This window comes from Methylobacterium aerolatum (genome assembly GCF_022179085.1).
Lineage (GTDB): Bacteria > Pseudomonadota > Alphaproteobacteria > Rhizobiales > Beijerinckiaceae > Methylobacterium > Methylobacterium aerolatum.
In genome coordinates this window covers 52,726-77,122 of the sequence record NZ_BPQE01000006.1, presented here as the reverse complement: position 1 = coordinate 77,122, position 24,397 = coordinate 52,726, and the positions used below count along the sequence as shown (strand labels likewise).

Below are 24,397 nucleotides of genomic sequence, written 5' to 3'. Positions count from 1 at the left end.
GGGATAATTTCGGGGAAATTTGTCGGTTTTTGCCGTCTATTCCTCTCATGAACGTCGAGGCAGGCGCGAGCACTAGGCCCTGTCACGCACGAAGGACGCCCGGCAGAAGGCGCCGGCGCGGCATGGCCGGTCGGGGAGCGGCCGCGAGCGCCGAGAACGGGTAAGGGTCGAGGTTCAGAAAGGGGCTATAGGCCGGGTCCGCTGCCAGGACCTCGCCCCAGCGGTTTCGAAGAGCCGTCAATTCGCGCCGGTAACGTCCGCGGCGGCTCGGTGCATCGTCCCGTCCGCGCGACGCGGATTCGTGGTGCAGGATGTCGAGATGCGGTGTCACGATCACGCGCAGCCCGCGGGCCCGCAACCTCAGGCAGAAGTCCACGTCGTTGAACAACACCGGAAAGGTGTCGGCGTCGAAGCCGCCGAGGGCGAGATAGTCGCTTCGCCGGACGAGCAGGCACGCGGCTGTCGCCGCGCTCGCCTCGTGGGCGACCCGAAGAAGATCGCCGTGGCCCGGATCCTCTCCCGAGCAGTCGTTGAAAGCGTCGGCCGCCGAGAAGCCGGGGCCGAGTACCACTCCGCCATGCTGCACGATGCCGTTCGGCCAGCGCAGCACCGCTCCGACCGCGCCGACATCGCGTTCCAGGCGTGAGGCAAGCTCCGTCAGCCACGAGTCAGACCGAATCTCGACGTCGTTGTTCAACAGGAGCACGCGCTCGCCCTGCGCGGCCGCGACGCCGACGTTGTTCAAAAGGGCGTAGTTGAAAGAACCCGGGCAGGCGACGATCCGCACTCCGTCCCGTGCCAACGTCTCGAACAGGCGGTGCGTCGAGGGGTCGGAGGAGTCGTTGTCGATCACGACGATTTCGTACTGGCCCGGCTGGGTCCGTGCTCGGATCGAAGCGATGCATGTCTCCAGCAGGTCGACGCGGTCTCTCGTCGGGATCACGATCGAGACCAATCCGGCATCCGCCGCGCGCCGCACGTGGACGGCAGGAAAGATGCCCCCCGTCGACGGACGCACCTCCGCCGCGATGCCCCGCGCCGCGAGATGATCGCGGGTCGCGGCGCAGAGCCGTTCCGTATCGGCCGGCTGCCATCCGGCCACATGGGCGATGACGCCCGGCCGATGCACGATGCGGTCGCCGGTCCCGGCTGGCCCTTCGAGCAACGCGAGGAAGAGCCGTTCGAGCGAGGTCGGCCGCCGCGCGAGGGCCTCGCGAATCGCGTCGATGCGGACGGCAAAGAGCGCGGTAGCGTAGCCTTGTTCAAGTTGCCGCTCGTAATCGAATGCCCCGAAGAAAACGGGATGGGCGCTGCCGTCCCGCTCCACCTCGACATCGCCGTAGGCGGCCACGCTGTCGGGGGACGTGCGCAGGGCATCGGCGAGCCCCGCCAGCGCGTCGGTCGTCAGGCTCGTTCCGGTCCGGACGAAGACGACGATGTCTTCTTCCCCGAGATCGCCCGTGACCGCCTCGTCCATGTCCTCGGGCGCGAAGGCGCCGCCGACCGCGTCGATCCAAGCCGCCGACCAGCGGCGAAGCGTCTGACACTCCAAGTCGGCTTGCGTCTCATCAAGACCGTCCGTGCCGATGAGGACGACGCGCACCGATCCCGTCGTATCGCTCGGGCCCGCGTCGACGTGGGCGATCCAATCCGGATATCGGTCGAAGGGAAGCGAGGTGGGGCAAAGCTGGTCGAACCACTCGGCTCTGAGGTCGTCGGCGGATGCAGGCCCAACCGGAAGCAGTCGTTTCAAGCCGTTGGCGAAGGCGAGAATGGAAAGCGGGCTGCCTTCGAGTTCGAGCCCCGATCCGTCCTCGACCCTGAGGCGGTGGACGAGACCGTCGGCGTAGCTATCCGGCAGGTGCAGGCTGAACGGGCATTCGTCCGCATCGAGGCCGGCGCTCCGCGTGACCGGCCATCGCCGCGGCCGCGTCTGCGCGACGACCCGGCTTCCATCGCGGACCCGAATGTCCGGAGCGAGGCCGCCGCGAGCCCGAACGGTACCGAACAGGCGAAGGCCTGCGTTCCACGAGACCGAACCCGTCCGATGCGTGCGTGTTCTCTTCGAGACGGAGGCCCGCAGGAGGTCGACGGGCCGTCCGACCGGGGTGCCGGTGTTGGCGATGCAGGCATGGAGCAGACGCTGACCGACGAGCAGGTTCGCGTCGGCCTGGAAGAGGAAAGCGTGACAACCATCGATGCTGCCGAGGTCCAAAAGACGCCGGTCGAAGCGCTCGGCTCGGACCAGGGCGATCGAGACGCCATCAAGCAGGATGTCGATGATCAGGCGCCGCTCGGGTGATGCCGGGTCGAAGGCGTAACCCGTGAAACAGTTGTCCGTGACACGCTCGAAGGCGGACACGAGCTGATGATGTTCGAGGGCGCGAACCAAGCTGTTCATGCGACGCGCCTTTCGACAACGGCTCCTGCCACCCAACGGGCCAGCCGGTCTGCGACGGCCTCCGGCGCGCCGGTGGGATCGATGTGGACGCGGCCCGAGACGCTGTCGCACCGGCGGTGAAGGCCGGCGATGCGCAAGCCGAAGAAGGCCATTCCGGTGACTGTCGGGTGATCCGGATCGAGCAGGATCAACGTCGTCGCGCCGAGACGCCGGATCAGGGGCACGGCCTCTTCTGGCAAGACCGGCCCGGTCACGAGGACAGGGCCCATGCCCATCAGACGAAGGTCGTCGAGGGTCGCGCCGACAATGGCGAGTTCCGGGAGCTTCCCATCCCGCGCCCAGCGTCGGACGATGGCGCACAGGAGGCGGAAGCTCTCCGTCCCGGCCGAGGGCGCCAACGCGACCACGCGCTCCGGGACCGTGTGGCCGATAGGCAGTCGGGTCGGCGGAGTGATTGGAGGATCGGCCGGGCTCGTGCGCAGGGGACGCTTGAGCGCTGCGACGGCCGTGCGCACCTCCTCCGGCACGGTATGCGGAAACGGCACCTCGACGCTGCGGATCGGCAGGCGTGACAGGGCGGCAGCCAATCGAGGACCGGCGCGCCGCAGCGGCGCGGAGAGGCGCAGGTTTTGTGGGAAGCCGCCGGCCGCGTCGGCGAGTGCGAGATCGATGCGGCCCGCCCGTTGGATCACCCGGGCGACGAGGATTGACGCCTCGCCGCAGACCTGCCGGTGGACGCCGAGCCATGCCTCGGAATCCACTTCCGCGAGGACGACGAGATGGGCGGGCGCCTGTCGCATCACCATTCGGGCATCGACCGCCGCGCGGACGGGCGCGAGCGGATCGCTGGCGAAGAAGGCCGCGCAGATGCGCTCGTAGCCGGGGAACTGCGCTTCGATCAGGGCGAGATTGCGCACGACGAGCGCCCGCTTGTCCGAGCCGAAGGAGCGGCTGCCGGCGTGCCCCACATAGACATCCGCCGCACAAACGTTCCGGAAGCCGGCCTCCGCCGCACGCAGGCACAGATCGACATCCTCAAGGTAGCCGCGACCGAACTGAAGCCCGAGCGATCCCACCGCGTCCAGGCAGGCCCGCGTGATGTAGAGGCAGAAGCCGGTGCCGTTCGGCAGGTCGATGATCCGTCCGTCATTGATCGTGGCGACCATTGCGTCGATGGCGTGGATCTCCGCCACGGACGGCAACGGATTTTCCGTGAAGGCGCGCGGCAGGCTCGTGTTCTCGCCGTTGTTCGAGAGAGGCGTCACGGTGCCGATGTCGGGTGCCGAGTATGCGGCCCGGCGCAGACGATCGAGGACACCGGGGGACAGCACGGTGTCGGCGTTGAGGATCAGAACGTCGTTGCAAGAGGGGCGCCCGGCGAGCGCCCTGTTGACACTGGCGGCGAAACCGAGATTGACCGGATTCCTCAGGAGACGGATGGTTCCGCGTTGCTCCTGTTCATCGAGGAACCTGGCGATCTCGGGGTCCGGGGTCGCATCATCGATGGCGATGATCGTCCGCGTCAGGTGCCTGGGCGTGTCCGCCAGAAGGGTCGCGAGGCAAAGGCGGGTGGAGGCGAGATCGTCGTAGACCGGAAGGATGACGGTGACTCCCGGTCCTGTTCCATCAGTGCGGTGCAACATCGCGCCCGATGGATCTTCGCCCGCCGTCCGCGCGAAATCCGTCCCGAGGATCACCGCCTCCGGCCCGAACCCGCCAAGCCTGATCGTCCGGCGCCCATTCGGCCATGCGATGCGCACGCGTGCGGCGCTGCCCAAGATCGGTGCGAGCGCATGAGCCGGATCGGGCATGATCGAGACGGCACGCTCGTCTGAGTCGAACGCGACGGTCAGGCGCATCGGCTCCGTCCCGCGCCACGCCAGCCAGCCTTCGATCTCGTCGGCTCCTTCGCGGAAGGTTCCGACGGCGGGCGCCCGGTCTCCAGCCAGGATAGCGACCGCCTCGCCGAGCGGGCCCGCAACCGTTTCCCGGCGCGCGATGACCCGCGCGGCGCGGACGCGCTCCGCGGGCGAAGGAGCGCGCAGGAGCCAGCGCGCCGCGATGAGATTGTCAGGGTCAATCGTTGCGGCGGTTCGCGCATCGTCGATCGCGCCGTCGAGGTCGCCCAAGGCGCGCCGCGAGGCAGCCCGCAGCAGGAAGTCATGCGCTTCCGCAGGGGGGCGGATGCGACAGCGCCGGTCGGCGAATGCGTGGGCGCGATCGATATCGCCGGCTCGCAGCGCCCGCGCGGCGGCGACCGCGAGCGCACCCGCGTGCCGTGCCGGATCGAGGAGATCGCGCTCCATCATCGCGGGACGCCGTCATCGCCGAGCGGCGCAAGCTTCAATCCCGTCCGCCGCAACGCGCGGGAAACACGCGCGATGTCGGCTTCCGGCATGAAGGCCGCACCCCACACCGTGAAGTCCTGCGTTCGCGCCGTGAGGACAGTCGTGAAGCCCGCGGTCGCTAGAAGACGGCTCAAGGATTCCTGAGTGAAGCCGGTCCCGTGGCGCATGAAGGCGTTGCCGCGCGCGATGGAGGCGGCATGACCGTAGAGCATGTCGGCTGCAGTGATGGGCCCTGCAGGAGACCGGTAGGCCTCGTAGTCTAGCCCATGGTTGAGGATCAGTTCCGCCACAGCACGCAGGTCGGGGCTGCGGATCAGCACGAAGCCGGTGGGCGCCAAGACTCGGCGGAACTCCGCCAGCGCCAAGGTGACTTCGTGTGCACAGAGATGTTCGAGGTTGTGCGAGCACCAGATCGCATCGCAGCTCGACGCCTCGACCTGCCGAAGATCCACAATCGACGCGACGAGATCCGGATCGACCGTCGGATCGATATCGAGCCGCACCTCCCTCCACGCGGGGCCCTGGAAAATGCGATGGAGCTTCGTCGGACCTGCCGGACCGGAGCCGACATGAAGGACGCGGGGACGCGTCGCATCGAAGGGCATTGACGCCACACGCGAGGCCGGGCGGGCGTCCGCAAGCTCGGTGTCGTCCGAATCGAAGCGCATCCGGACGCGGGCCGTGGATGGCAGAAGGGAGGTCCTCATCGCCGGTTCTCTCCGTTCAGGCCGCCTCGGAGATCTCAATGAGATAGCGGCCGTAGGACGTCTTCGAAAACTGACGCCCGCGGTCACGCACGTGCTCGCGTCCGACGAAGCCGTTGGCGAGGGCGATCTCCTCTAGGCACGCGATGATGACGCCCTGACGGTTCTGCACCACCCGCACGAACTCGGAGGCTTCGAGCAGGCTCTCGTGCGTGCCGGTGTCGAGCCACGCGAAGCCGCGCGAGAGCGGCTCGACATGGAGCTCGCCCATCTCGAGATAGGCTTGGTTGACATCGGTAATCTCGTATTCGCCACGCTCGGAAGGTTTCACCTGCGCCGCGATCTCCACCACCCTGTTGTCGTAAAAGTAGAGGCCCGTGACGGCGAGGTCGGATTCGGGGTTCGCGGGCTTCTCGACGATGCGTTTCGCCTTGCCGCGGTCGTCGAGCGTGATCACGCCGTAGCGTTGCGGATCGTCCACGCGATAAGCGAACACCGTGGCACCGTGATTGCGGCCCCGAGCGCGGTGGAGAACCTGGTGCAGGCCTGCGCCGAAGAAGATGTTGTCTCCGAGGATCAGCGCGACGCTGTCATCGCCGATGAAGTCCCGCCCGATCACGAAGGCCTGCGCCAGTCCGTTCGGCTCAGGCTGGACCGCATAGCACATCCGCAAGCCGAGCACTGCTTCGTCGCCGAACAGGCGCTGATAGTTTTCGAGATATTCAGGAGACGATATGATCATGATATCTCGAATGCCGGCAAGCATCAGGACCGACATTGGATAGTATATCATCGGCTTATCGTAGATCGGCAGCAACTGTTTGTTGACCGCGAGGGTGGCGGGGTGCAAACGCGTGCCTGAACCGCCTGCGAGGATGATACCCTTCATAATTCGCCTCTCGTCAAAACGGAGAAGGAGGATTGGATACTCAGGCGGTGCGTAGGCCGAGACGGTCGCCGGCGTATCGGCTGGAGCGCAGCCCCTGCCACCACGCGTGGTGATCGAGGTACCAGCGGACGGTCCGCGAGAGCCCAGCCTCGAACGGTGTAGCGGGGCTCCAGCCGAGTTCCTTCCGGATGTTCCGGGTATCGACCGCATATCGCTGGTCGTGCCCGGGCCGGTCGGCCACGAAAGTCACGAGATCGGCGTGCGGGGTACCGTCCCTGCGCGGACGCAAGTTGTCGAGTGTCGCGCAGATCGCCTGGACCACCTCGAGATTTGTCCGCTCGGCATTGCCGCCGACATTGTACGTCGCCCCGGGCCGCCCTTTCGCGAGGACGGCGAGCAGGGCGTCGACGTGATCATCGACGAACAGCCAGTCCCGGACATTGGCGCCAGTCCCGTAGACCGGGAGCCGCTCGCCCGCGAGCGCCTTGATGGTCACGAGCGGGATAAGCTTTTCGGGAAACTGGTAGGGCCCGTAATTGTTGGAGCAGTTCGAGAGGAGGGTCGGCAAGCCGTAGGTGTGATGCCAGGCCCGCACGAGATGGTCCGAGCTGGCCTTGGACGCCGAGTAAGGGGAGCGCGGATCGTAGGGGGTGGTCTCGGAGAAGAGGCCGGTGTCGCCGAGTGAGCCGAAGACTTCGTCGGTCGAGATGTGCTGGAAGCGAAAGCGCTCCTGACGATCGGAGGGGAGAGTCCGCCAATAGGCGAGCGCTGCCTCAAGGAGTGTCAACGTGCCGACGACGTTGGTGTGCACGAATGCGGCAGGTCCCTCGATCGAGCGATCGACATGCGACTCCGCGGCCAGATGCAGGATCGCTTCCGGCTGGAAATGGTTGATCGTGGCCTCGACAAGGGCACGATCGCAGATGTCGCCCATGACGAAGGCGTATCGGGGATGGGAGGCCACGCTCTGAAGCGAGGTCAGGGTGCCCGCATAGGTCAGCTTGTCGAGGTTGAGGATCTCATGCTCCGTCTCGGAGATGAGATGCCGCACGAGCGCTGACCCGATGAAGCCGGCACCGCCAGTGACGAGGATGCGCATGAGAATCCCTGACGAATGAGAGACGGGCTCAGGCAGCGCTTTCCAAGGCGCCGAGATCCCAGGAGGCGCGAAGCTCGGCCTGGACTTTCGAGACCCGCGCGCGCAACTCCGGATCATCGGGAACGCTGGCCAGAGCGAGGTCTTGGACGCGCGCAATCTCACCGAAATGCTGCGGCTTGGCGAGCGCGTGCGTGACGCTCAGGGCGTGCCGGCGATGATGATTTAACGGATCGGCGACGTACGCGACGTCGCCGCCGGCAAGGCAGCTTTCGAGGTAGACCCGCCAATCTCCGGCGCAGTGAAACCTGAAGGCTTCGTCCCCGAGGCGACGGAACACGTCGCGAAGTTGCTCACCGTCCCAGAGAACCGCGCTGACGTTGAGGACGAGGTTCCGAACGACGAGGAACCGGCGCAAGAAGTCCAGCGGCGCGAAAGCGGCATCAGTGTCGAGCCCGCGGTCTCCATCGGCCGCGTAATAGCCCTTGTAATTCTCGTAGACGGTCCGTCCCTCGCTATCGATTGCCTGCGAGTCGCAGAAAGCGAATCCAGGCTTCGGTAAGCTCGCCAGAGCTGGGACCAGACGTTCGAGGAAGGCAGGATCCGCCGCATCGTCGGCCTCGGCGATCCAAACATGGTCGCCATGGACGCAGTCGAGACCTTTTTTCCACTGTCGGAAGACGTTGCCTGAATTGGTCCGCCGCATCACAAGATCGACCGTTCGTTGCGCCTTTTCGCTCGCGGCGGCGACGCTCGCGACGCTGTCGTCCGTCGAGGCATCGTCGAGCACGATGATCTCCCGTACCGGGTAGGTCTGCTCGAAGATCGAGGTCAGGCGTTCATCGAGGAATCGCGCGTAGTTGTAGTTCGGCACAACAACCGACACGCTCTTGAGATCAGGAAACAGGACCTTCGCCAAGTCGAAGCAGTAGTCGCCCCAGTCGAAATGCTTGCGCACGAACTCGGCTCGCTCTGCCTTCAGGCCTTCATCCCCGTTCTGGGCGACCAGGGCGCGCGCGGCCGCGGTAAACGCCTCGAAGTCCCCGAAGGGCAGGAGGCGTCCGAGCTTGGGGTCGGCAAGCAGTTCCGAGAAGCCGCCGCAATCGGTGAAGCCGACGACGCCGAGTCCGGCGGCGAGTGCCTCAAGCACGACGGTCGGATAGGGATCCTCGCGCGAGGGCAGGAAGACGAAATCGGCGAGCCCGTAGAAGCGGGCGACATCCGACCTGTGTCCTGCGAAATGCAGAGTGGAACTCGCCGCACGGGCTCTGTCGGCGGTGATCCAAGTCGCGACCGCGGGATCGAGGGCCCCGACCCACACGAAGTGCAGAGCGGGGTCAACGCTCTGCATCTGGCGCGAGAAATTGGCGAAGACATCGACGCCCTTGCGCAGATCGCCGTAGCCGACGCCGAGCACGATGCGCGCCTCGGGGGGCAGGCCGAGCTCCTCGCGCAGCCCCGGCAGGTCGCCTGCCGCAGTCACGTCGTTGTAGAGCCCCTGCTCCCGCAGCAGCGCCCGCTCCGATCCGGTGCCGGTCAGTGCATAGAAGCGGTCCGCGACGTAGCTCGATGCGAAGATGACGTGGTCCGCCTTCTCGGCCAGCGCCTGGCAACTGCCTTCGAGCCCATAAGATCTTATGAGCGAGGGGAGTTCGTGGACAAGTGAGATCACCCTGAAATCATGACCCTTCAGCCAGGGAACGAGGCTTCCGGAGGCCGAGGTATTGGTCAGCGCGTGGGCGTAGCCGGCCCGTCGCAACCGCCGCAGCACATCGCCGGTCGGCTCCTCCGCGCCGAGAAGGACCGGACCCACGGCCTTGTAGTCCTCGACGAGATCGCCGCCCGTCAGCAGGTAGAAGGCGATGTCGAACCCGAAGTCGCGCAGCTGACGACCGATGTTGAGAAGAAGATATTGCGCGCCCGCCGGGAAGGCATCGTGGCCGACGAGGAGGATCCTGCGACGCCCGTCCTCTTTGACCGGGGGCTCCTGCGACAGGACCCGCGCGACCGCGTTGAGATACGCCCAACCGTGGTGCAGATCCGGCTCAAGATAGGCACCTTCGCACCACTCGTTCCAGGCGTTCACGAAGACGAGGGGTTCGCCCTCGATCGGAGAGCGGCACGCGATCGCGCAGGTCGCCTCGAACCAAGCCGAGAACTTCGCCGGCGTCGATCCGTGGATACAGAGGCCGCTGCCCTGCTTGCGGGCATCGTTGTCCCACATCGGCAGGACCGTCTTGATGAGCGGAAAGGCGTCCGGCTCGTCGGCGAGGGCGATCGTGGCGACCTCGTCGTAATCGAAGACCTGGCCCGAAAAATTCCAGTCGAGGACGTGCTGGCTCTGAGCGGTGTCGTTGGCGCGGGCGGTGACCTTGTGCGGTGGAAACTCCATCGCACCGTCGAGGCCGAACGGTCGCGGATCCTCGTCGCCGAAGGCCTGGGACATGAACAGGATCGGCTCGACCCCGAGACGCGCCTTGATGCCTGCCCGCAACCGCCGGAAAAAGTCGACGGCGTTCGGAATGATGCCGGGACGATAGATCGTGAGAAGCGGGCGTCCGCCGATCCTGTAGTAGCGGGGCGAGGCGAAGTAACCCGCCAGACAGTCGAATAAGGCCTCATCATGCCCCGGATCGTAATCCTGGCGCAGGAGGATATCCTGTTCCTGTCCATCCCACCGGCGGGTCCAGTTCTCGTTCGCCCACATCAGGCAGAACGGCATCGTCAGGCTTTCGTCCTGGACGAACAGGTCGAGGGGCTTCTCCAGTACTCTCCGGCCGTTAAACCAATAGAAGTAGTAGCAAAATCCAAATATTCCCGAATTTTGCGCGGCATGGACCTGTTTGCGGATCGTGCGCGGATCGAGCAAGTCGTAGTAACCGAGATCGCGGGGTGTGCGCGGCTGGTAGTGGCCGGCAAAGCGCGGCTGCCCGCGCGAGAGGTTTCGCCACTCGGTGAAGCCTGTGCCCCAGAATGCGTCGTTCTCCGGGATCGGATGCATCTGCGGCAGGTAGAAGGCGAAGGTCTTGACCGGGCTTCGGCCGGGCTCGACGGCCACCGGTTCGCTTTCGAAGAACGGGCCGGGTTGCGAGAAGGTACGGACCTCGCCTGCGATCGACGGCTCGTCGGCGGGCGGGGCAGGCAGGAATCCCTGGAAGCGCCCGGCCGAAAGATAGTGCAGCAATGCGGACTGCGCTGTGTCTCCGTTCAGGTACGTCTGGTAGTAGAATTTGGCATTGAACGCGCGTGATGCACGCCGCCCTTCGCGGACGCCCCATTCCGCGTAATGCTTGTAAGGGTCCGCGAGCGAGCGCAGGTCCGCATTGAGATCGAGGTAGCGGACGACGTCGAAGAAGCGGTTAGGGCTGCGGATGCGCCGGTTCGAGAGATAGTCTCGCAGCCCGTCGACCTCGCGGTCGAGGGAGTAGGTCTCGGCGTACCACGCCCCATCGAAATGAAGGCTGGTGCTCGCCCGTGCGGCACTGCCGACGCGGATGTAGTGGACGAGACGGTTGCATTCCGGTCGCACGAGGGTCGAAGCGGAATAAGCCTCGGGGTCGAAGTAGAACGAGGCCTGCCGCCCCTCAGCGTCGCCGGCCACGAGGTAGTGCAGCAAGGGGTTCATGCCGACGGCGGCGATGTCGGGGTACCGGTCCAGATAGTAGGCGTCGTCGAACAGCCCGCTGAGCCGGACGAGTCCGTAGGCGCTTGCAAGGTCGTCCTCGGGAACCAGACCCTTGGCGGCCTCGGCGGCGATGAAGCGTTCGATCTCGCCCGCCGTCGGCAGCGTCGCGCCTGCCTCCAGCACCTCACCAGCACTCATCACACGGATCGGCAGCGTCGGATCGAGCGCGGCATGAGCGCTGACGCGGGCCGCATCGACATCGCTCCAGCGAATTCGAAAACCGCACTCGGCATCGTGCCCCGCCTTTGCCGCCTCCGCATGAAATCGCAGTGCGAAGACCGTCGCGATCACGTCCTGGCCGATGACGACGTCGATGCGGGCCGGGCGCTCGGCCACCCGCCGCTCGTGACAAAAGCCTGATATGCCGTCTTCCGAGACGGTCTCGACGGCCCCGCGAGGCCGGCTCGGGACAGCCAAAAGCAAAGCCGGCTCGCTCCCATCGGCTGGCGCCGAAGCGGCCCGGCGTTCGATCGTCAAACCATCCGTCATTCCGCAGACCCCTTTCGTACTTCAGTACAGGCTGGCGGACGAAGACTGATTTAAAGCTGCCACCTTATTTTGCTCGAAAATATCCTCCAAATTATCATTTAAAATGTGAGAATATTCGAAGTGCCTCGGACGATTTTTTCGTTTAACTCGAAGCTTTGCGTGATGCCCGAGCCTTGAGGGGGACTGGGAGATGGTCGCTGCCGTTCAGGGGCTTCCAATGATCAAGCTCGTCGCGGCGGAATGCCGGCTATTCCAGGACGGCGACGTCGCGCCGGCGGAGGCGCGGCTCGTCGCGTTCGAAGGGCGCCGCGCCCTCGTCTTCGCCCGTGATCCTTCGATGGCCCTGCGCTTTTCAATCGGCGACGAGCCCGTCGTCCCAATCCGGACGACAGTGCACGGCGAGGAGGCGCTCGGCGGCCTCAACCTTCTGCGCAATCCCGATTTCTCCGAACCGCACCTGCCCTGGCGCGCCGCGGCTACCGTGGGTGTCCGGACGGGCCGGGACATCACGGAAGCATGGACGCTGGAGGACGGCCACACCGCTTTTCTCGTTGGCGAAGGCGTGGCGGAGATCGCCGCATCCTATGTCGGCGAGGACGGTTGCGATCGCATCGCGGCGTTGGGCGGCCGGCGCTACGAAGCCCGCGGCCTGTTTGGCCTTCATCGCTGCGAGGCCCTGCTGCGTCTCGAAGCTCTGCGCGCCGATGGCTGTGTTGTGGCCTTCGCTGAGCAGACAATCGAAAAGCGGCTCGGCGGCCGCAAGATTGACGACTACGCCGCCGCCGCCGCCGCCCTGACCGTGCCGTATGAAGCCTGCTTCGTCCGACTCAGCCTGGCGTTGCGACCTCTGGGGGGGCAAGCCGCGCACCTCTTCTTCACCCGCCTCCACCTCGGTCTCGCGGGAGGTGGGGCGAGGCCGCCGTTTCGCCCCGGCCTCACCCCGCAGGAAACCGTCGCGTTCGCGCAGGGTGCCCGTCTGCTGGAATGTCTGCTGCCTCCTCTCTGGCAGCCGGGCGACGCCCTCAACATTCAGGACGAAGCGAGTCGGCCGTTACCGGGAACTCCGATACAGCTTGCCGAAGCGGGACGCCTCGGTTTTACGCTGCACGCTTTCGACGGGCTCAGACTGATCGGTGTCCTCACCGATCTTCCGTGTCCAAGCACGCTGGTTCTCTTGATCGACGACCGGGCGGCGGCCTTCGCCGAAGCGATCCCGGATGCCGAGGGCCGGGCCGAGATGGCCGTGCGCGTTCCGGATGCATGGCTCGATGGCCGCCCCCATACGATCGCGCTGATCGAGTCCACCACCGGGGCCGCCCTTTTCCGCACGGCTGAGGTTTTGCGCGCCGTGATCAACTCAGGGGAAGAAAGGGATGCGGCGGGGCGCCACATGGTCGCCGCGCCGGACCAGGATCTGGCGCGGGAGCGCTATCGCGGCCTCGCGGCGCATCTCGATCAACTGGCTTCGGGCGAAGCCTCGGCACCGGTGACGATCGCGGCGCGATGCCACGCCATCCTCGCGGGTCATGAACTCCCGGGCGAGGGCGGGCCTCTCGCTTTGCCCTCATCGAAAACGCCGGACGTGTCGATCGTCCTCTCCGGCGGGCGCGATGCGTTCTCGCTCTGGCGCTGCGCCGCCGCGCTTATTTTTGCCAGTCCACGCGCCGACTTCGAGACCATCCTGCTCGATCCGATGCCGGCAGGAATCGAAGAACTCGTCACGGGGTTGAACGGCCTCGCTGCGCAGGCGGGAGAACGATCACTCTACGCGCGGATCGCTGCGAAAGCGCGGGGCCGACGAATCGTCTTCCTGAAGATCGGTTGCGAGCCCGTCGCAGGTTGGCTCGACGCGCTGTCGGAAACCTTCACTCTGTTCGGTAACGTCGGCGCCGCAGGCCCCAAGATCCTCGATCGAACCGGCCGTCTCGCTGAGGCGGGGCGCATCGTCTGGGCCTCCGGTGCCGTCGAGCCGCTGAGCTTCGGCGGCAATCCGCGCGATCCGCGTGCCTCCTACGCCCGGCAGGTCGACCTGCTCGGCCCCGATGCCATCATGATCGATCGCGAGGGCCTTGCCGAACTGGCGCGGACCGACTCGATCGGGCTTCAATCGGTCCCGGATGCGGCCGAAATCACCTTCACGCTCGCCGAAGTCGGCCGCCGGATCGTCTATATGCCCGCCGCGGCGGTCGTGCGCGACAGCCTGGATCCGATGCGATCCGTGAACGGATACTCGACTTCGGCGTTCCCTGGACCGGCACATGCCGACATTTCTCAAGCCGCGGCACCGAGCGACGCCGCCTTCCGCCGACGCTGGTTCGATTCCTATCGCCGTAACCTGCCGCAGGGCACTCCGCCCTGGCGATCCGCCGATCGCCATGTCGCCGGCAGGGCCCTCGTCATCGATCTGTGCATCCCGCGACCCGATGTCGACGCCGGCAGCTATGCAGCCGATCAGGAAATTCGCCTGCTGCAGGCGCTGGGCTACAAGGTCACGGTCCTGCCCCTCAATCTCGCGCATCTCGGCCGCTACACCGAGACGCTGCAGGCCCGCGGCATCGAAGTCCTCTATGCCCCCTTTGTCGAAAGCGTCGAAGACGCCCTGGCAGCCCGCGCCGATGCCTTCGATCTCGTGTACATCACCCGCTACAACGTTGCCCGGGTCGTGCTACCGCTGCTTCGGCGCTACCAACGCGGGGCGAAGCGCATCCTGAATGTCGCCGACCTGCACTTCCTGCGCGAATTGCGCGCCGCGCTGGCCGTCAATAGTCCGGAGGCGGTCCGGCGCAGCCAACTGACCCGGGAGACCGAACTCGCCCTGATGCGCGAGGTCGATCTGACCCTCACATACACCGAGGTCGAAGCGGCGGTGATCCTCAGTCACCACCTCGGTCGTACGAAAGTGGGTCAGGTCCCCTGGGTGGCACCTGCGCCCAATCGGGCGGTCCCGCTGGCGGGTCGGCGACATCTCGCCTTTCTCGGCAGCTTCGGGCATCGGCCTAATCTTGAGGCGATGCAGATCTTCACACGCCACGTCATGCCGCTTCTGCGTAACCGCCTGCCCGGAACCGAACTGCACATTTTCGGCAGCCAGATCGACGAGGAGGTGCGCGCCCTGGCAAGCTCCGACATCGTGGTGCGCGGGCATGCGGCGACGGTGGCAGAAGTCTACGACGGTGCACGGGTGTTCGTGGCCCCCTTGGTCTCCGGGGCCGGCATCAAAGGCAAGGTGATCGGTGCGATGGCCTATGGCTGTCCGACCGTGCTCTCCCCGGTCGCCGCCGAAGGCATCGGCGGGCGTGCCGGCCACGATTTCCTGCTGGCCGAGGACCCGGAGGCCTGGGTCGACGCTATCGCCAGCCTCTGCGAGGACGACGTTCGCTGGCAGGCGATCGCCGAGAGCGGACGTGACCTCACCCGGACGACCTACGGTTTCGACCGCGGCGTTGCTGCATTGCGCCAGGCGCTCGAGAGCATCGACATTCTGCTTCCGCGCCGAAGCGACGCCCTTTGCGGCCGCTGACAGAAGCCGCGGGCCCGCTCAAGGCGCCGCGCGGGCTCGCAGCACCCAGCCTCGCGTGCGGGAAAGCTCGTCCCGCGATGCCTCAGGCAAGCCGGTGCGACAGGCCGTTGTTCTCGAGGAAGCTCTTATAGGCTGGGTAAAGTGTTGCGTATCGGGATTTAAAGTTCTCGAGATCGGTCTGGATATAGAGATCGCGGATGTCGATCCTCTCGAGATCGAGGATGCTCGCATGGGGCAACCCGAGGAAGCCGCACATGTCGGCGGTGCGTGTGTCGTGGCAGATGACGAAGGCGGGCACGCCATTCTGCAGCGCCAGAATACATCCATGAAAGCGCGTGCCGGTGACGAAGTCGCACGCGCGGATCGCCGCCTCCCATTCCTCGACACGGAAGAAGACGCGCATGCGCTTTCGCAGCCAAGCCCTTAGAGCGGGCTCCGGCGCCACGCCGGCGAAAAGGGTGGCGAGCCGGTCAAGGGCTGCCGCCTGCTCGGACCCACCGTAGGACTCCGCCAACACGATCTCGTCGCCTTCGCTCTGAGCGACGAAGTCGGCCCCCCAGATCACGCCTTCGGCGATGAGGCCGCGGACCAGCGACTCCATGCGGCCGGCATCGAAGGAGTGGCGGTAGACGTCGCGTGAGGCGTTGACGACGATGCGTGGATGCTCGGGAAGCGGCGCCTTCTCGATCGCAATCTCCGGTCGGCAACTCACGTAATAGGAGGGGCAGCCGGTCACTTGGACGTTGTGGATGCCCTTGGCTTCAAGCACCGCCTTCGTGAAGGGTCCGCGGACGCCGATCTGGTGACTGCGCTCCGCGACCACGCGCACCAGCCGCTCGGTTCCAGACTGGAGCTCAATAGTGGTGCTGTAACTGTTCGACTGCGCACCGAGGCCGACCATCATGCAGGGCAACTTGGTTGCCTCGATGTAGCTCGCCATCCCGGCCAGGTCGCAGCCAGGATGCAGGAAGTTCGCCGCCGCGATCACGAACATGTCGAATTCCTCGCCGACCTGCTGCGGCGGGATCCTGTAATCCCAGCTCACCCGCGTCGTGCGGAGTTCCCGCAGAAGGCTGTGGGCGATGATCTGATTTCCGGTATTGCCCCCGGTCTGAGCGAGCTTCGCTTCCCAATGCGCGTCCGCAGGTAGGCTGATCGACGGCGACGCTCCGAGCAGGAAGACGCGCATACACTGACACTCCTCAGCGGAAATCTTTCGTTCGCGCCGGCCCGTGCGCATGAGGATCAAGGCAGGACACCGGTCGAAACACCCTAGGCGGAGATTTCAAAGAGAATAGCGAAGAGCTTGCGCAGATTTTTAGCTAAATCTCGGCCGATCCTGCGGACGAAGTATTTACGACTGCGCGCGTCGATCTAGTGTCCGCGACGGCGCAAATTGCTCTAGTGCAGCGACGCACTCACTTCGTTCATGCGAGCCTGCACTCGCTCATTGTTTTTGCATCAATTTTTCCAGTCTCGGCTGACACCTCCGACGGGATCGATGCACTAGGCTGAGGCTTCGAGTCATCCGGGGCAAGGATTCGAATGATGGTGCCAGCGACCCTTTCGAGCAAGGCCACCTTGGCGGCACGCGCTTTCACGGCAGCTTGTGGGCTGCTTTGGCTCGGCACCGCTGCCGCCTCGGAGGTGCGCCTTCACGTAGACGGCCCGGTCGAGACCGTGTTCCGTTGGAAGCAGGATGGCTGCCCGTCGGACTTCATCCCTGACTCGCCGGCACGGGCCTTCCGGCGCCCGGACGGTTCGGTGATGCTGATCGCAGCCCATTTCCGGAACGGTTCGTTCGCGGGCCCCTCACTCGATCGCCTCAAGCCACGCTGCCACGCGTCGTCCGGCGGCGCGGAGTTGGACCAGCCCGAGCGCTTCGACGACCGGTTCTGGGTCCAGGGTCTGGCGCCGCTGCCGAAGGGCGGCCTCTTCGCACTCGTCAGTCACGAATACATGGGTAAACGCCATCCTGGACGTTGCCTCAGCGCGTCGCGGCCCGGTCCGCAATGCTGGTACAGCGCGATCGTGGGCGCCACGGCCGATGCGCAGGGCCTGAGCTTCTCCCTGGAACCACCGGCGACGCGGGTGGTGGCAGCCCCGCCGACCCGTTTCGACCCCGGGGCGACGGCCCGCACGGGCTTTTTTACCGCGACGAACATCGTGGAGGCGGGCGGGTGGCTGTATTTCGTGAGCTGGGCCGAGATCCCCGGAACGCGCGGCAACTGCTTGTTCCGTGCCCCGTCGGACAGCCCGGCCGGCCCCTGGCGCGCCCGTCGTGCTGGCGGCTTCACGGGATTCTTCCCGAGCGCCTACGAGACTGGGCGGGATGAGCACACCACGCCGACACGGTGCGACGTGATCGGTGCCGACCGGCAACTCGGAATCCTGCGCTCGATCGTCCGCTTGGAGACGGTCGATCTGTATGTCGGCGTCTTCTCGGTCGCGAACGGAATGCAGCGCCCGGCGGGGATCTATTACAGCCTCTCGCCCGATCTGCTGACCTGGGGCGAAGCCCGGATGCTCGTCGATCTGCGGCCGTGGTACGGCACGATGGAATGCGCAGCGTTTTACGATTATCCGTCTCTCATCGACCCGGCCAGTTCGTCTCCGACATTCGCGACGGCAGGACAGCACCTGCAACTCTACCTGACCCGGTTCAATTGGAGCACCTGCGATCGCGGGCTCGACCGAGACCTCGTCCGTCTGAGTATCGCGGTGCGGACCGGGGCGCCGTGATGGCCGCGCGCGGCAGGTGAGGGAAGCGAGAAGTTAAGAGCTCCTCACAAAACTCCCGATCACCGGGAGTTCTTCCTCTGGCCTCGGCGGCGCAGCGGCAGTTTTGTGAGAGGCTCTAAAGTCGAACGAGCCGCCGGCCAAAACACTCCTGATGACGGGAGGCTTGATCGGCAACTCGCTCCGTATCCAGTTCGAGGGGAGAGGGTTTTTCCCGTCGGGAGCCTCAAGCCGCTCTGCGTCGGGCACGGGCCTCAAGGCGCGCCCTCAGATCGTCGAGCTCGGTGCCGTCGACGAGGGTCGGGTAAGCCCGTCCGGCGCTGTCGTCGACCGGCGATTCGCTTTCCCCGTACAGGGCCTCGTATTCGGCGAAGTTTGCGAACATACGGCGATTGCCGTGATCGACATACGTCTCCGCGAGCGTGCCGTTGGAGATGATGACGTCGTGCTCCGCGAGTTCGATGTGAAGATACGCCACGACCGCAAGGCTGGAGTCCCGCACGATCGTCGAGCCGTTGACCAATCGGCCGGCTGGGACCAGCACACCATCGACGAGTATGGCATGTTCAGGCGAAATCAGCAGGTCGCGATAGGGCACGCCGTCGGATAGCGCATGGGCTCGCACACGCACCGGGACCACCTTCGGCGACCGTTCCGCAAATCGGCGCGAGAACGCACGGCGTCCGATCCAGCGCACGGCGCGGCCTCCCGCGGGAGTCGAGACGATGTCTCCGATAGCCAAGCTCTCGACCGGCACGTCGCCGTTCGGGGTGCGGATGAGAGTACCAGCCACGAAACAGGCGACTGAGACGACGCCAGGCGCCTTCAAGTCGTCGACCGTGACGCCTTCGATGATGATGGAGGCCGCCGTACCCGTGCCTGTGATCTCGACGTCGTTCCCGTTCTGCACGATCTGCAGGTCATCCAACGACGACACCCCGGCAAGGGAGGTCAGATCCAGCTTGTCGGCCGTCGGGTCGAAGTCGGTGATAACGACCGAACCGCTGGCGCTCGTCACGCGGATCGTGTCTGAACCGGACCCGGTCGTAATGACGTTGTCGCCCGAGCCTCCGTCGAGAACATCGGCGCCCGATCCGCCATCGAGGATGTCGTCGCCGGCACCGCCACTGAGCTCATCGTTCCCGATTCCTCCAGACAGCTGATCGTCGCCGGCTCCTCCCGACATCACGTCGCTGCCGGTTTCCCCATAGAGGATATCGTCGCCCGAGCCACCGATCATCACATCGTTGCCCGAGCCGCCGCGCAGTTCGTCGTCTCCGGATCCGCCATTGAGATAGTCGGCTCCAGAGCCGCCATTCAGGACGTCGTTGCCCGATCCGCCGAAAAGTCGATCCGCGCCGGAGCCGCCATTGAGCACGTCGTCGCCGCTACGACCGTAGATCGTATCGTTGTCGGACGTGCCGTTGATGATGTCGTTCGCCGAACTCCCATTCAGGTCAGCCATGGCACACCTCGTAAAGCGTGAGGAAGAAACAAGGTCCACCCATGCGCATCGGCCGAACGCCGTACGCGGGACTGCCACGCCGGACTGCGCGATCAGACCTCGACTGGGCAACAGCGCCTTCTGTAATCAATGGATCACAGACCACGCCTCAATCTCTTGATGGAGAGCATACTTTTGCGCCGAACATCCATTCACTTCGGCGAAAGAAAGCATTCCTTGAAAAGGAGCCCCGCCCGGTGCCTCGGGCGGCCGGGCGGGGCGATGCGATCAGGCGTGATCGCCGAACTTGATGTGCTCGACTCCACTGTAGGACAGCGTGGTCCCATCGCTGAACGACAACGTGGTCACGCCATTCTTGAGGCTCGTCGCGCTCACGTCGGACGCGAGGTGATCCTTGATCGTCAGGGTGTCGTCGCCATTGCCGCCGATGATTGTATCGCCGGCTCCGCCAAAGATGGCATCGTTGCCGTCGCCGCCGTTCAACCGGTCCGGACCGCTACCTCCGTCCAGCGTGTCGGCGCCGGCTCCGCCGAAGAGGGTGTCGCTTCCGATGCCACCGTAGAGGATGTCGTTGCCGGCATCTCCGTACAGCAGGTCGTTGCCCGTCCCACCGTAGAGTGTGTCGTTGCCGCCGCCACCGTAGAGGATGTCGTTGCCGCTATCGCCGTAGAGCAGATCGGCTCCGTCCTCGCCGTAGAGTTCGTCGGCTCCAGTGCCACCGTACAGCGTGTCTAGACCGGCGCCGCCATAGATCGTATCGCTACCGCTTCCGCCGTCGATCAAGTCGTTGCCGCCGTCGCCGTAGAGCTCGTCGGATCCCGAGCCGCCGGAGACTGTGTCGGCGCCAGCGCCAGCGCTCACGATGTCGTCTCCGTCACCGGAATAGATCGTGTCGGCACTGGTTCCGGTCAGTGTGAGGACATCGTTTCCGCTGCCCGAGACGACGATCTTGTCGGCGTTGCTACCGATTGTCGAGTCCACGTCGTCCGCTGTCGTGAAGACGATCGCGTTGGCCGACGCTGGTACGCCGCTCACGGTTCCCGAGACATCGCTGCCATAAACGACCACGTCGGCGGTCGAGGAGGGACGTTCACCGACGTCGACCAAGCTCGTTGCTGCCGTCGAGGCATCGCTGGCGCCGTAGACGCCGACATGCTCGAGCGTCGAGATGATCTCCTGGCGCAGTTCGTCCGAGACGCCGGAGGACGCCAGCGTATCGTCGAGCTCAGTGCGCGTATAGTTGTAGTTGCCCATCAACGTCTCCTTTTCGGAGTGAAAGGAAGAATCGTGACTCGACGGTCAGCGCCCCGTCATCGACACTCCGCGGAACATCCGCACCCTGCCCAAAGCCGAGCGCGAGGGAGGCGCGGGTGTCGGTCGCACGTCCGGCTCCGCTCGAGGCCGGACAGTTGCAAGGGTGAATCTCAGGCCGACGAGCGCCTCGCGCCCCGTCGGACACGTGAATTGCAGGCGCGGGCCAGAGGCGGCGAGAACTGGCGAGCCGAGGAAAAGGGCCTGCCCCTCCAGCACATAGCGTGAGGCGCCCCGTCCGCTCAGCTCGATGCTGATGCCGACGAGTGGTGCAGCCTCTCCGCGAGTCCCGGCGAAGGTGCCGGTTCCGCAGCTGTTGAAGCGGCGAAGCTTCAGGCCCCGGCTGACGACCGTGCAAAGCAGATCGACGTCGGGCGGCCGGCCGTGCCAGCGAATCGTGAGACCTTCGATCCGGCATGGCAAGCTCGGGCCGCCGATCCATTCGCCCATCTCGACTGGTACATCACCACGTCGCGAGACATGCGCCAGGACATCGATGCGAGGGGGAGCGGCGTATGGTGACCCATCGCCCTCGACCTCCGTGTCCAGGCTGTCCAGGCGTTCCAATTGTAGGTCGGCTTCGAGTGTACCGGTCGTGCCGGACGCGGTAATCACCATTTTGGTAGGCTGCTCAGCCCGAATGAAGATGCATTCGCCAGGTGCATTCAAAACGCGCTCGGCGGAGCCAGGTGCCGCGATAAGCGACAGGCCGGCCTCCGTGAAAGGCTCCACTTCAATTCGCGGAGCTCCACGCCCGGCTGTACTTGCGACATAGCGTAAAGCGAATATGCCCTTACCGACCGAAATGGTTCGGGATTGAGACTGTGGAACTAGTTTGGTAGCACCACTGCTCATCTTCGGCTCGCTGTGTCTCTCATGTTGCCGTTTGTTGCTAATTGGCGATGATCGTCACTGTCAACGCGATTGTGAACTCCGACGGATCAGATACGATTTGATAATTACTGTACATTTTTTTCCGATGCGGTAATTATCTGCGAAATAAATCCATAACTTACATATTAATTTGCGGCAATTATTCCTGTATACTTTGATGGGTGTTTTGGTGATACGATAGACCCCAAGATCGGATTTTGTGGCTGCAAAGCCGAAAATTGTCTTGGTTGTCAGCAGTCTTGCTTAGGCTCCCCCTGGCTAATGTGGAGGAACCCGCCAGCAGCAGAAAATCCTCAGTTCAATGGCGCTACTTGGTTGCGCGACGGCATCTCCTTCGCAGCGTCCCGTCGACGTGCTCTTCGTTCACGCGAACTTTCCCGGTCAATTTGCCCTCATCGCGGCCGACCTCGCCCGCACACCTCGCTACCGCGTCTTCGCGATCGGGTCGCAGACCGCTCGTTCACTCCCGGGCGTCGAACTGGCGACCTACGAGATGCCGGCGTCTCGGCCCCGTGACGTTCACGCATTCGCAGTCCGGTTTGACGTCGAGGGAAGACGGGCGGAGGAAGTGATTTACGCTGCTAATTCTCTCAAGTTGCGCGGAATGACACCGCGTGTGATTTTCGTTCATCCTGGCTGGGGAGAAAGCCTGCCGCTTCGTGAGCTCTTCCCCCAGGCGCGCATCTGCGTTTACTGTGAATTCTATTATCGGACATCTGGCGCCGACGTGGGATTCGATACCGAATTCCCACAATTCGGTGTAGATGGCCTGACCCGGATTGCCGCACGCAACGCATCGACCTTGCTTGCTTTGGCGGACGCGGATGCAGGCATCGCGCCGACACACTGGCAACGTGCGACCTTTCCCGTGGCGTTTCAGGATAAGATCGAGGTTATCCACGACGGCCTTGATGCTCGGCGGTTGATCCCCGGTAATGCGACGTTCTCTCACCCAGCTCTCGCCGGGCCGTTGCGCACCGGCGATGAAGTGGTGACGTACGTGGCGCGGGGGCTCGAGCCGTACCGCGGCTTTCACAGTTTTATGCGCGCACTCTCAAGAGTACTTACCGCACGTCCAACGGCGCAGATCTGCGTCGCCGGATCCGATCGCGTCTGTTACGGAACCGCTCCGACCGGTCATCGATCCTGGCGGGACATGATGCTCGCCGAACTGGACGGCACGCCCGGTTTGGACCGCGTCATATTTCTCGGACAACTGCCGCACGCACAATACCTCGATCTGCTTCGGGTATCCCGCGTGCACGTCTATCTGACATATCCTTTCGTGTTATCTTGGTCGCTTCTCGATGCGATGGCGTTGGGATCACTCGTGATCGGATCGGACACCGCGCCCGTGCGCGAAGCAATCACGGACGGCGAGACTGGCCTCCTCGTGCCATTCTTCGAGCCTGATCAGATCGCTGCGCGCATGATAGAGGCATTGGTCGATCCGGAGCGATTTCAGGCGATCCGGGTGAAGGCGCGCGAGTCGGTGCTGAATCACTACGAGTTCGAGACACGGATCAAACCGGCTTACTACGGACTGATTGAACGCCTACTTCTCGCAGGAGAAAACCCCAGGTTCGTTGTCCAAGATGAGTATTCAACGAAGGCGGATAGAGAAGGTCGAGATAGTTTGCATGAATTTTACTGATTGTTACTCATAAGTAGTGAAAGTCAAAAACTTGCATCGATGCATTTGAAATCGATCTCGACATCTTGCGCTCAGTCATCGGAGCGCTGGTCGCGGACATCGCTGCCAAGGAGATGTGAGTTAGCGCGCATCCTTGAGTCTGGCGCAGATCCGACGCTGATGGGATCATGAGGCGCCGATTGGAGATGTTCGAGTTGGTCGAGCTTTTGTCGACCAAACATCTACCGCTTCGAACGCTTGAGACAGGTGATCGGCCCTCCGGTCTGGTTCGTCGTCCCGGGCTGCCTGGGAAATGCAGCGACGGCCGTCTTGTCTGCGGATCAGCATCGACTGATGCCCGTGCCACAAGCCTGATTGACTCGTTGTAGCATCGTCAGAAGCACGCTGAATATTTCGCATCACGATCGCTGCCCATTGCGATGCCTCGAAAATGGGTATTGCCGTCTGTCGGCAGCGGGTAGCGAGACTTCTGCCGGAGTTGTGGTTTGACGCCTTGGCAAAGCGGAGCGCGGACGCTTTCGGCCGAGGTGCAAGCTACGGCGAGGAAGCGGCCGTGGGGGCCGGCATTGCCCAGCCCGAGTTCACGCTATCGGCCACCGAAGCGATAGCGCATGACCCATTGGCGCGATCCGCCTGGCCAGCCGGGGAAATAGGGGTTGCCGCCATCGCTGCGGAGGCCGACCGGCAGGGAAACGATCTGCTGAACCGTCGGCTGGTTGATCGCGGCCATGGCGGCGCTCCAGCGGTTCGCGCCCCAGCGATTGCCCACGCACGACGCGTGTCCTTAGCGATCTCGTTGTGACCGCTCGTAGCCGTGCTGCTGAAGAATATGGCGCTGCGTCAATGGCTTCAACAACGGGCGAAGGCACGTGTATCCCCGCGTGTCAGGGGAGGGGAGGAGACAGAGGGAGATGGAATCCGTTCGCCGCTAAGCCGCTGATCCTAAACGCATAGACCCTGGACGTGTCGCTCACGCTGTCCCGTGCCCTCGTGACACCGGCCCACCTGACCAGTCCGTGGCGGCGGGGGCAATCCCCGGGCGGACCGACGCCCGTGGCAGGGCGTCGCCAAAATCCGTTCAGTTCGGTTCGGGTGGCTGATGAAGGCTGCGATGGGCGGATCAGCCAACCTGACAGCGCGCCGCTGACGCCGCATAACTCGGAGCGCCCGCATATTATCATAAAACTATAGTATGATTTTTA

General features: G+C 64.5%; 14 protein-coding genes. 3 read left to right on the top strand and 11 right to left on the bottom strand.

What is annotated here, in order from left to right:
* Window positions 1-82 precede the first annotated feature (82 nt).
* Genes MFF06_RS04890 through MFF06_RS04865 form a run of 6 tightly spaced genes read right to left on the bottom strand, consistent with a single transcriptional unit; the run spans window position 83 to window position 11,612 of the window.
* The gene (locus MFF06_RS04890; RefSeq protein ID WP_238201896.1) at window positions 83-2,401 is read right to left on the bottom strand and encodes a glycosyltransferase family 2 protein; all 2,319 of its coding nucleotides are present in this window, start codon (window positions 2,399-2,401) and stop codon (window positions 83-85) included.
* Window positions 2,398-4,710 carry a glycosyltransferase family 2 protein gene (locus MFF06_RS04885; RefSeq protein WP_238201895.1) on the bottom strand — a complete coding sequence of 771 codons (2,313 nt, stop codon included), beginning with the start codon at window positions 4,708-4,710 and terminating at the stop codon, window positions 2,398-2,400. Before MFF06_RS04885 ends, MFF06_RS04890 begins: the two co-directional genes overlap by 4 nt.
* Complete coding sequence (locus tag MFF06_RS04880) at window positions 4,707-5,456, bottom strand: class I SAM-dependent methyltransferase (RefSeq protein ID WP_238201894.1); 750 nt, start codon at window positions 5,454-5,456, stop codon at window positions 4,707-4,709. Before MFF06_RS04880 ends, MFF06_RS04885 begins: the two co-directional genes overlap by 4 nt.
* Window positions 5,457-5,472: 16 nt before the next feature.
* Window positions 5,473-6,342, bottom strand: a complete 870-nt coding sequence (rfbA, locus tag MFF06_RS04875; RefSeq protein ID WP_238201893.1) for a glucose-1-phosphate thymidylyltransferase RfbA — start codon at window positions 6,340-6,342, stop codon at window positions 5,473-5,475.
* A 40-nt stretch (window positions 6,343-6,382) separates the two neighbouring features.
* Window positions 6,383-7,441, bottom strand: coding sequence for a dTDP-glucose 4,6-dehydratase (gene rfbB / locus MFF06_RS04870; protein ID WP_238201892.1), 1,059 nt, complete (start codon window positions 7,439-7,441; stop codon window positions 6,383-6,385).
* Window positions 7,442-7,469: 28 nt separating this feature from the next.
* A complete protein-coding gene (locus tag MFF06_RS04865) occupies window positions 7,470-11,612 on the bottom strand; it encodes a glycoside hydrolase family 99-like domain-containing protein (RefSeq protein ID WP_238201891.1) in 4,143 nt (1,380 codons plus the stop codon).
* Window positions 11,613-11,829: 217 nt separating this feature from the next.
* Here MFF06_RS04865 and MFF06_RS04860 point away from each other — a divergent pair, with 217 nt between their 5' ends.
* Entirely contained in the window at window positions 11,830-15,132 is a 3,303-nt protein-coding gene (locus tag MFF06_RS04860) for a glycosyltransferase (RefSeq protein ID WP_238201890.1), read from the top strand.
* Window positions 15,133-15,214: 82 nt separating this feature from the next.
* On the opposite strand, the gene MFF06_RS04855 is transcribed toward MFF06_RS04860, so the two are convergent.
* The gene (locus MFF06_RS04855; RefSeq protein ID WP_238201889.1) at window positions 15,215-16,321 is read right to left on the bottom strand and encodes a polysaccharide pyruvyl transferase family protein; all 1,107 of its coding nucleotides are present in this window, start codon (window positions 16,319-16,321) and stop codon (window positions 15,215-15,217) included.
* 359 nt (window positions 16,322-16,680) lie between these two features.
* Here MFF06_RS04855 and MFF06_RS04850 point away from each other — a divergent pair, with 359 nt between their 5' ends.
* Window positions 16,681-17,874, top strand: a complete 1,194-nt coding sequence (locus MFF06_RS04850; protein WP_238201888.1) for a hypothetical protein — start codon at window positions 16,681-16,683, stop codon at window positions 17,872-17,874.
* A 223-nt stretch (window positions 17,875-18,097) separates the two neighbouring features.
* On the opposite strand, the gene MFF06_RS04845 is transcribed toward MFF06_RS04850, so the two are convergent.
* The 3 genes from MFF06_RS04845 to MFF06_RS04835 all read right to left on the bottom strand — a co-directional run bounded on the left by MFF06_RS04845 (window position 18,098) and on the right by MFF06_RS04835 (window position 21,502).
* Window positions 18,098-19,336 carry a Hint domain-containing protein gene (locus MFF06_RS04845; RefSeq protein WP_238201887.1) on the bottom strand — a complete coding sequence of 413 codons (1,239 nt, stop codon included), beginning with the start codon at window positions 19,334-19,336 and terminating at the stop codon, window positions 18,098-18,100.
* A 267-nt stretch (window positions 19,337-19,603) separates the two neighbouring features.
* Window positions 19,604-20,590: a calcium-binding protein gene (locus tag MFF06_RS04840; protein ID WP_238201886.1), complete on the bottom strand. Its 987-nt coding sequence runs from the start codon at window positions 20,588-20,590 to the stop codon at window positions 19,604-19,606.
* Between the two features lie 45 nt (window positions 20,591-20,635).
* Window positions 20,636-21,502, bottom strand: a complete 867-nt coding sequence (locus tag MFF06_RS04835) for a hypothetical protein (protein ID WP_238201885.1) — start codon at window positions 21,500-21,502, stop codon at window positions 20,636-20,638.
* Window positions 21,503-21,842: 340 nt separating this feature from the next.
* On the opposite strand from MFF06_RS04835, the gene MFF06_RS04830 reads away from it, so the two are divergent.
* Window positions 21,843-23,195, top strand: a complete 1,353-nt coding sequence (locus MFF06_RS04830) for a glycosyltransferase (protein ID WP_238201884.1) — start codon at window positions 21,843-21,845, stop codon at window positions 23,193-23,195.
* A gap of 586 nt (window positions 23,196-23,781) precedes the next feature.
* Here MFF06_RS04830 and MFF06_RS04825 read toward each other — a convergent pair.
* The gene (locus MFF06_RS04825; RefSeq protein ID WP_238201883.1) at window positions 23,782-23,925 is read right to left on the bottom strand and encodes an Arm DNA-binding domain-containing protein; all 144 of its coding nucleotides are present in this window, start codon (window positions 23,923-23,925) and stop codon (window positions 23,782-23,784) included.
* Window positions 23,926-24,397 lie beyond the last annotated feature (472 nt).

Excerpts from the sequence above, each read along its gene's own strand:
- MFF06_RS04825 (WP_238201883.1), bottom strand. The coding sequence starts at position 23,925 with ATGGCCGCGATCAACCAGCCGACGGTTCAGCAGATCGTTTCCCTGCCG.
- MFF06_RS04850 (WP_238201888.1), top strand. The coding sequence starts at position 16,681 with ATGGTGCCAGCGACCCTTTCGAGCAAGGCCACCTTGGCGGCACGCGCT.
- MFF06_RS04890 (WP_238201896.1), bottom strand. The coding sequence starts at position 2,401 with ATGAACAGCTTGGTTCGCGCCCTCGAACATCATCAGCTCGTGTCCGCC.
- MFF06_RS04855 (WP_238201889.1), bottom strand. The coding sequence starts at position 16,321 with ATGCGCGTCTTCCTGCTCGGAGCGTCGCCGTCGATCAGCCTACCTGCG.
- MFF06_RS04830 (WP_238201884.1), top strand. The coding sequence starts at position 21,843 with ATGGCGCTACTTGGTTGCGCGACGGCATCTCCTTCGCAGCGTCCCGTC.
- rfbA (WP_238201893.1), bottom strand. The coding sequence starts at position 6,342 with ATGAAGGGTATCATCCTCGCAGGCGGTTCAGGCACGCGTTTGCACCCC.
- MFF06_RS04840 (WP_238201886.1), bottom strand. The coding sequence starts at position 20,590 with ATGGGCAACTACAACTATACGCGCACTGAGCTCGACGATACGCTGGCG.
- MFF06_RS04880 (WP_238201894.1), bottom strand. The coding sequence starts at position 5,456 with ATGAGGACCTCCCTTCTGCCATCCACGGCCCGCGTCCGGATGCGCTTC.
- MFF06_RS04885 (WP_238201895.1), bottom strand. The coding sequence starts at position 4,710 with ATGATGGAGCGCGATCTCCTCGATCCGGCACGGCACGCGGGTGCGCTC.
- MFF06_RS04860 (WP_238201890.1), top strand. The coding sequence starts at position 11,830 with ATGATCAAGCTCGTCGCGGCGGAATGCCGGCTATTCCAGGACGGCGAC.
- MFF06_RS04865 (WP_238201891.1), bottom strand. The coding sequence starts at position 11,612 with ATGACGGATGGTTTGACGATCGAACGCCGGGCCGCTTCGGCGCCAGCC.
- rfbB (WP_238201892.1), bottom strand. The coding sequence starts at position 7,441 with ATGCGCATCCTCGTCACTGGCGGTGCCGGCTTCATCGGGTCAGCGCTC.
- MFF06_RS04845 (WP_238201887.1), bottom strand. The coding sequence starts at position 19,336 with ATGGCTGACCTGAATGGGAGTTCGGCGAACGACATCATCAACGGCACG.
- MFF06_RS04835 (WP_238201885.1), bottom strand. The coding sequence starts at position 21,502 with ATGAGCAGTGGTGCTACCAAACTAGTTCCACAGTCTCAATCCCGAACC.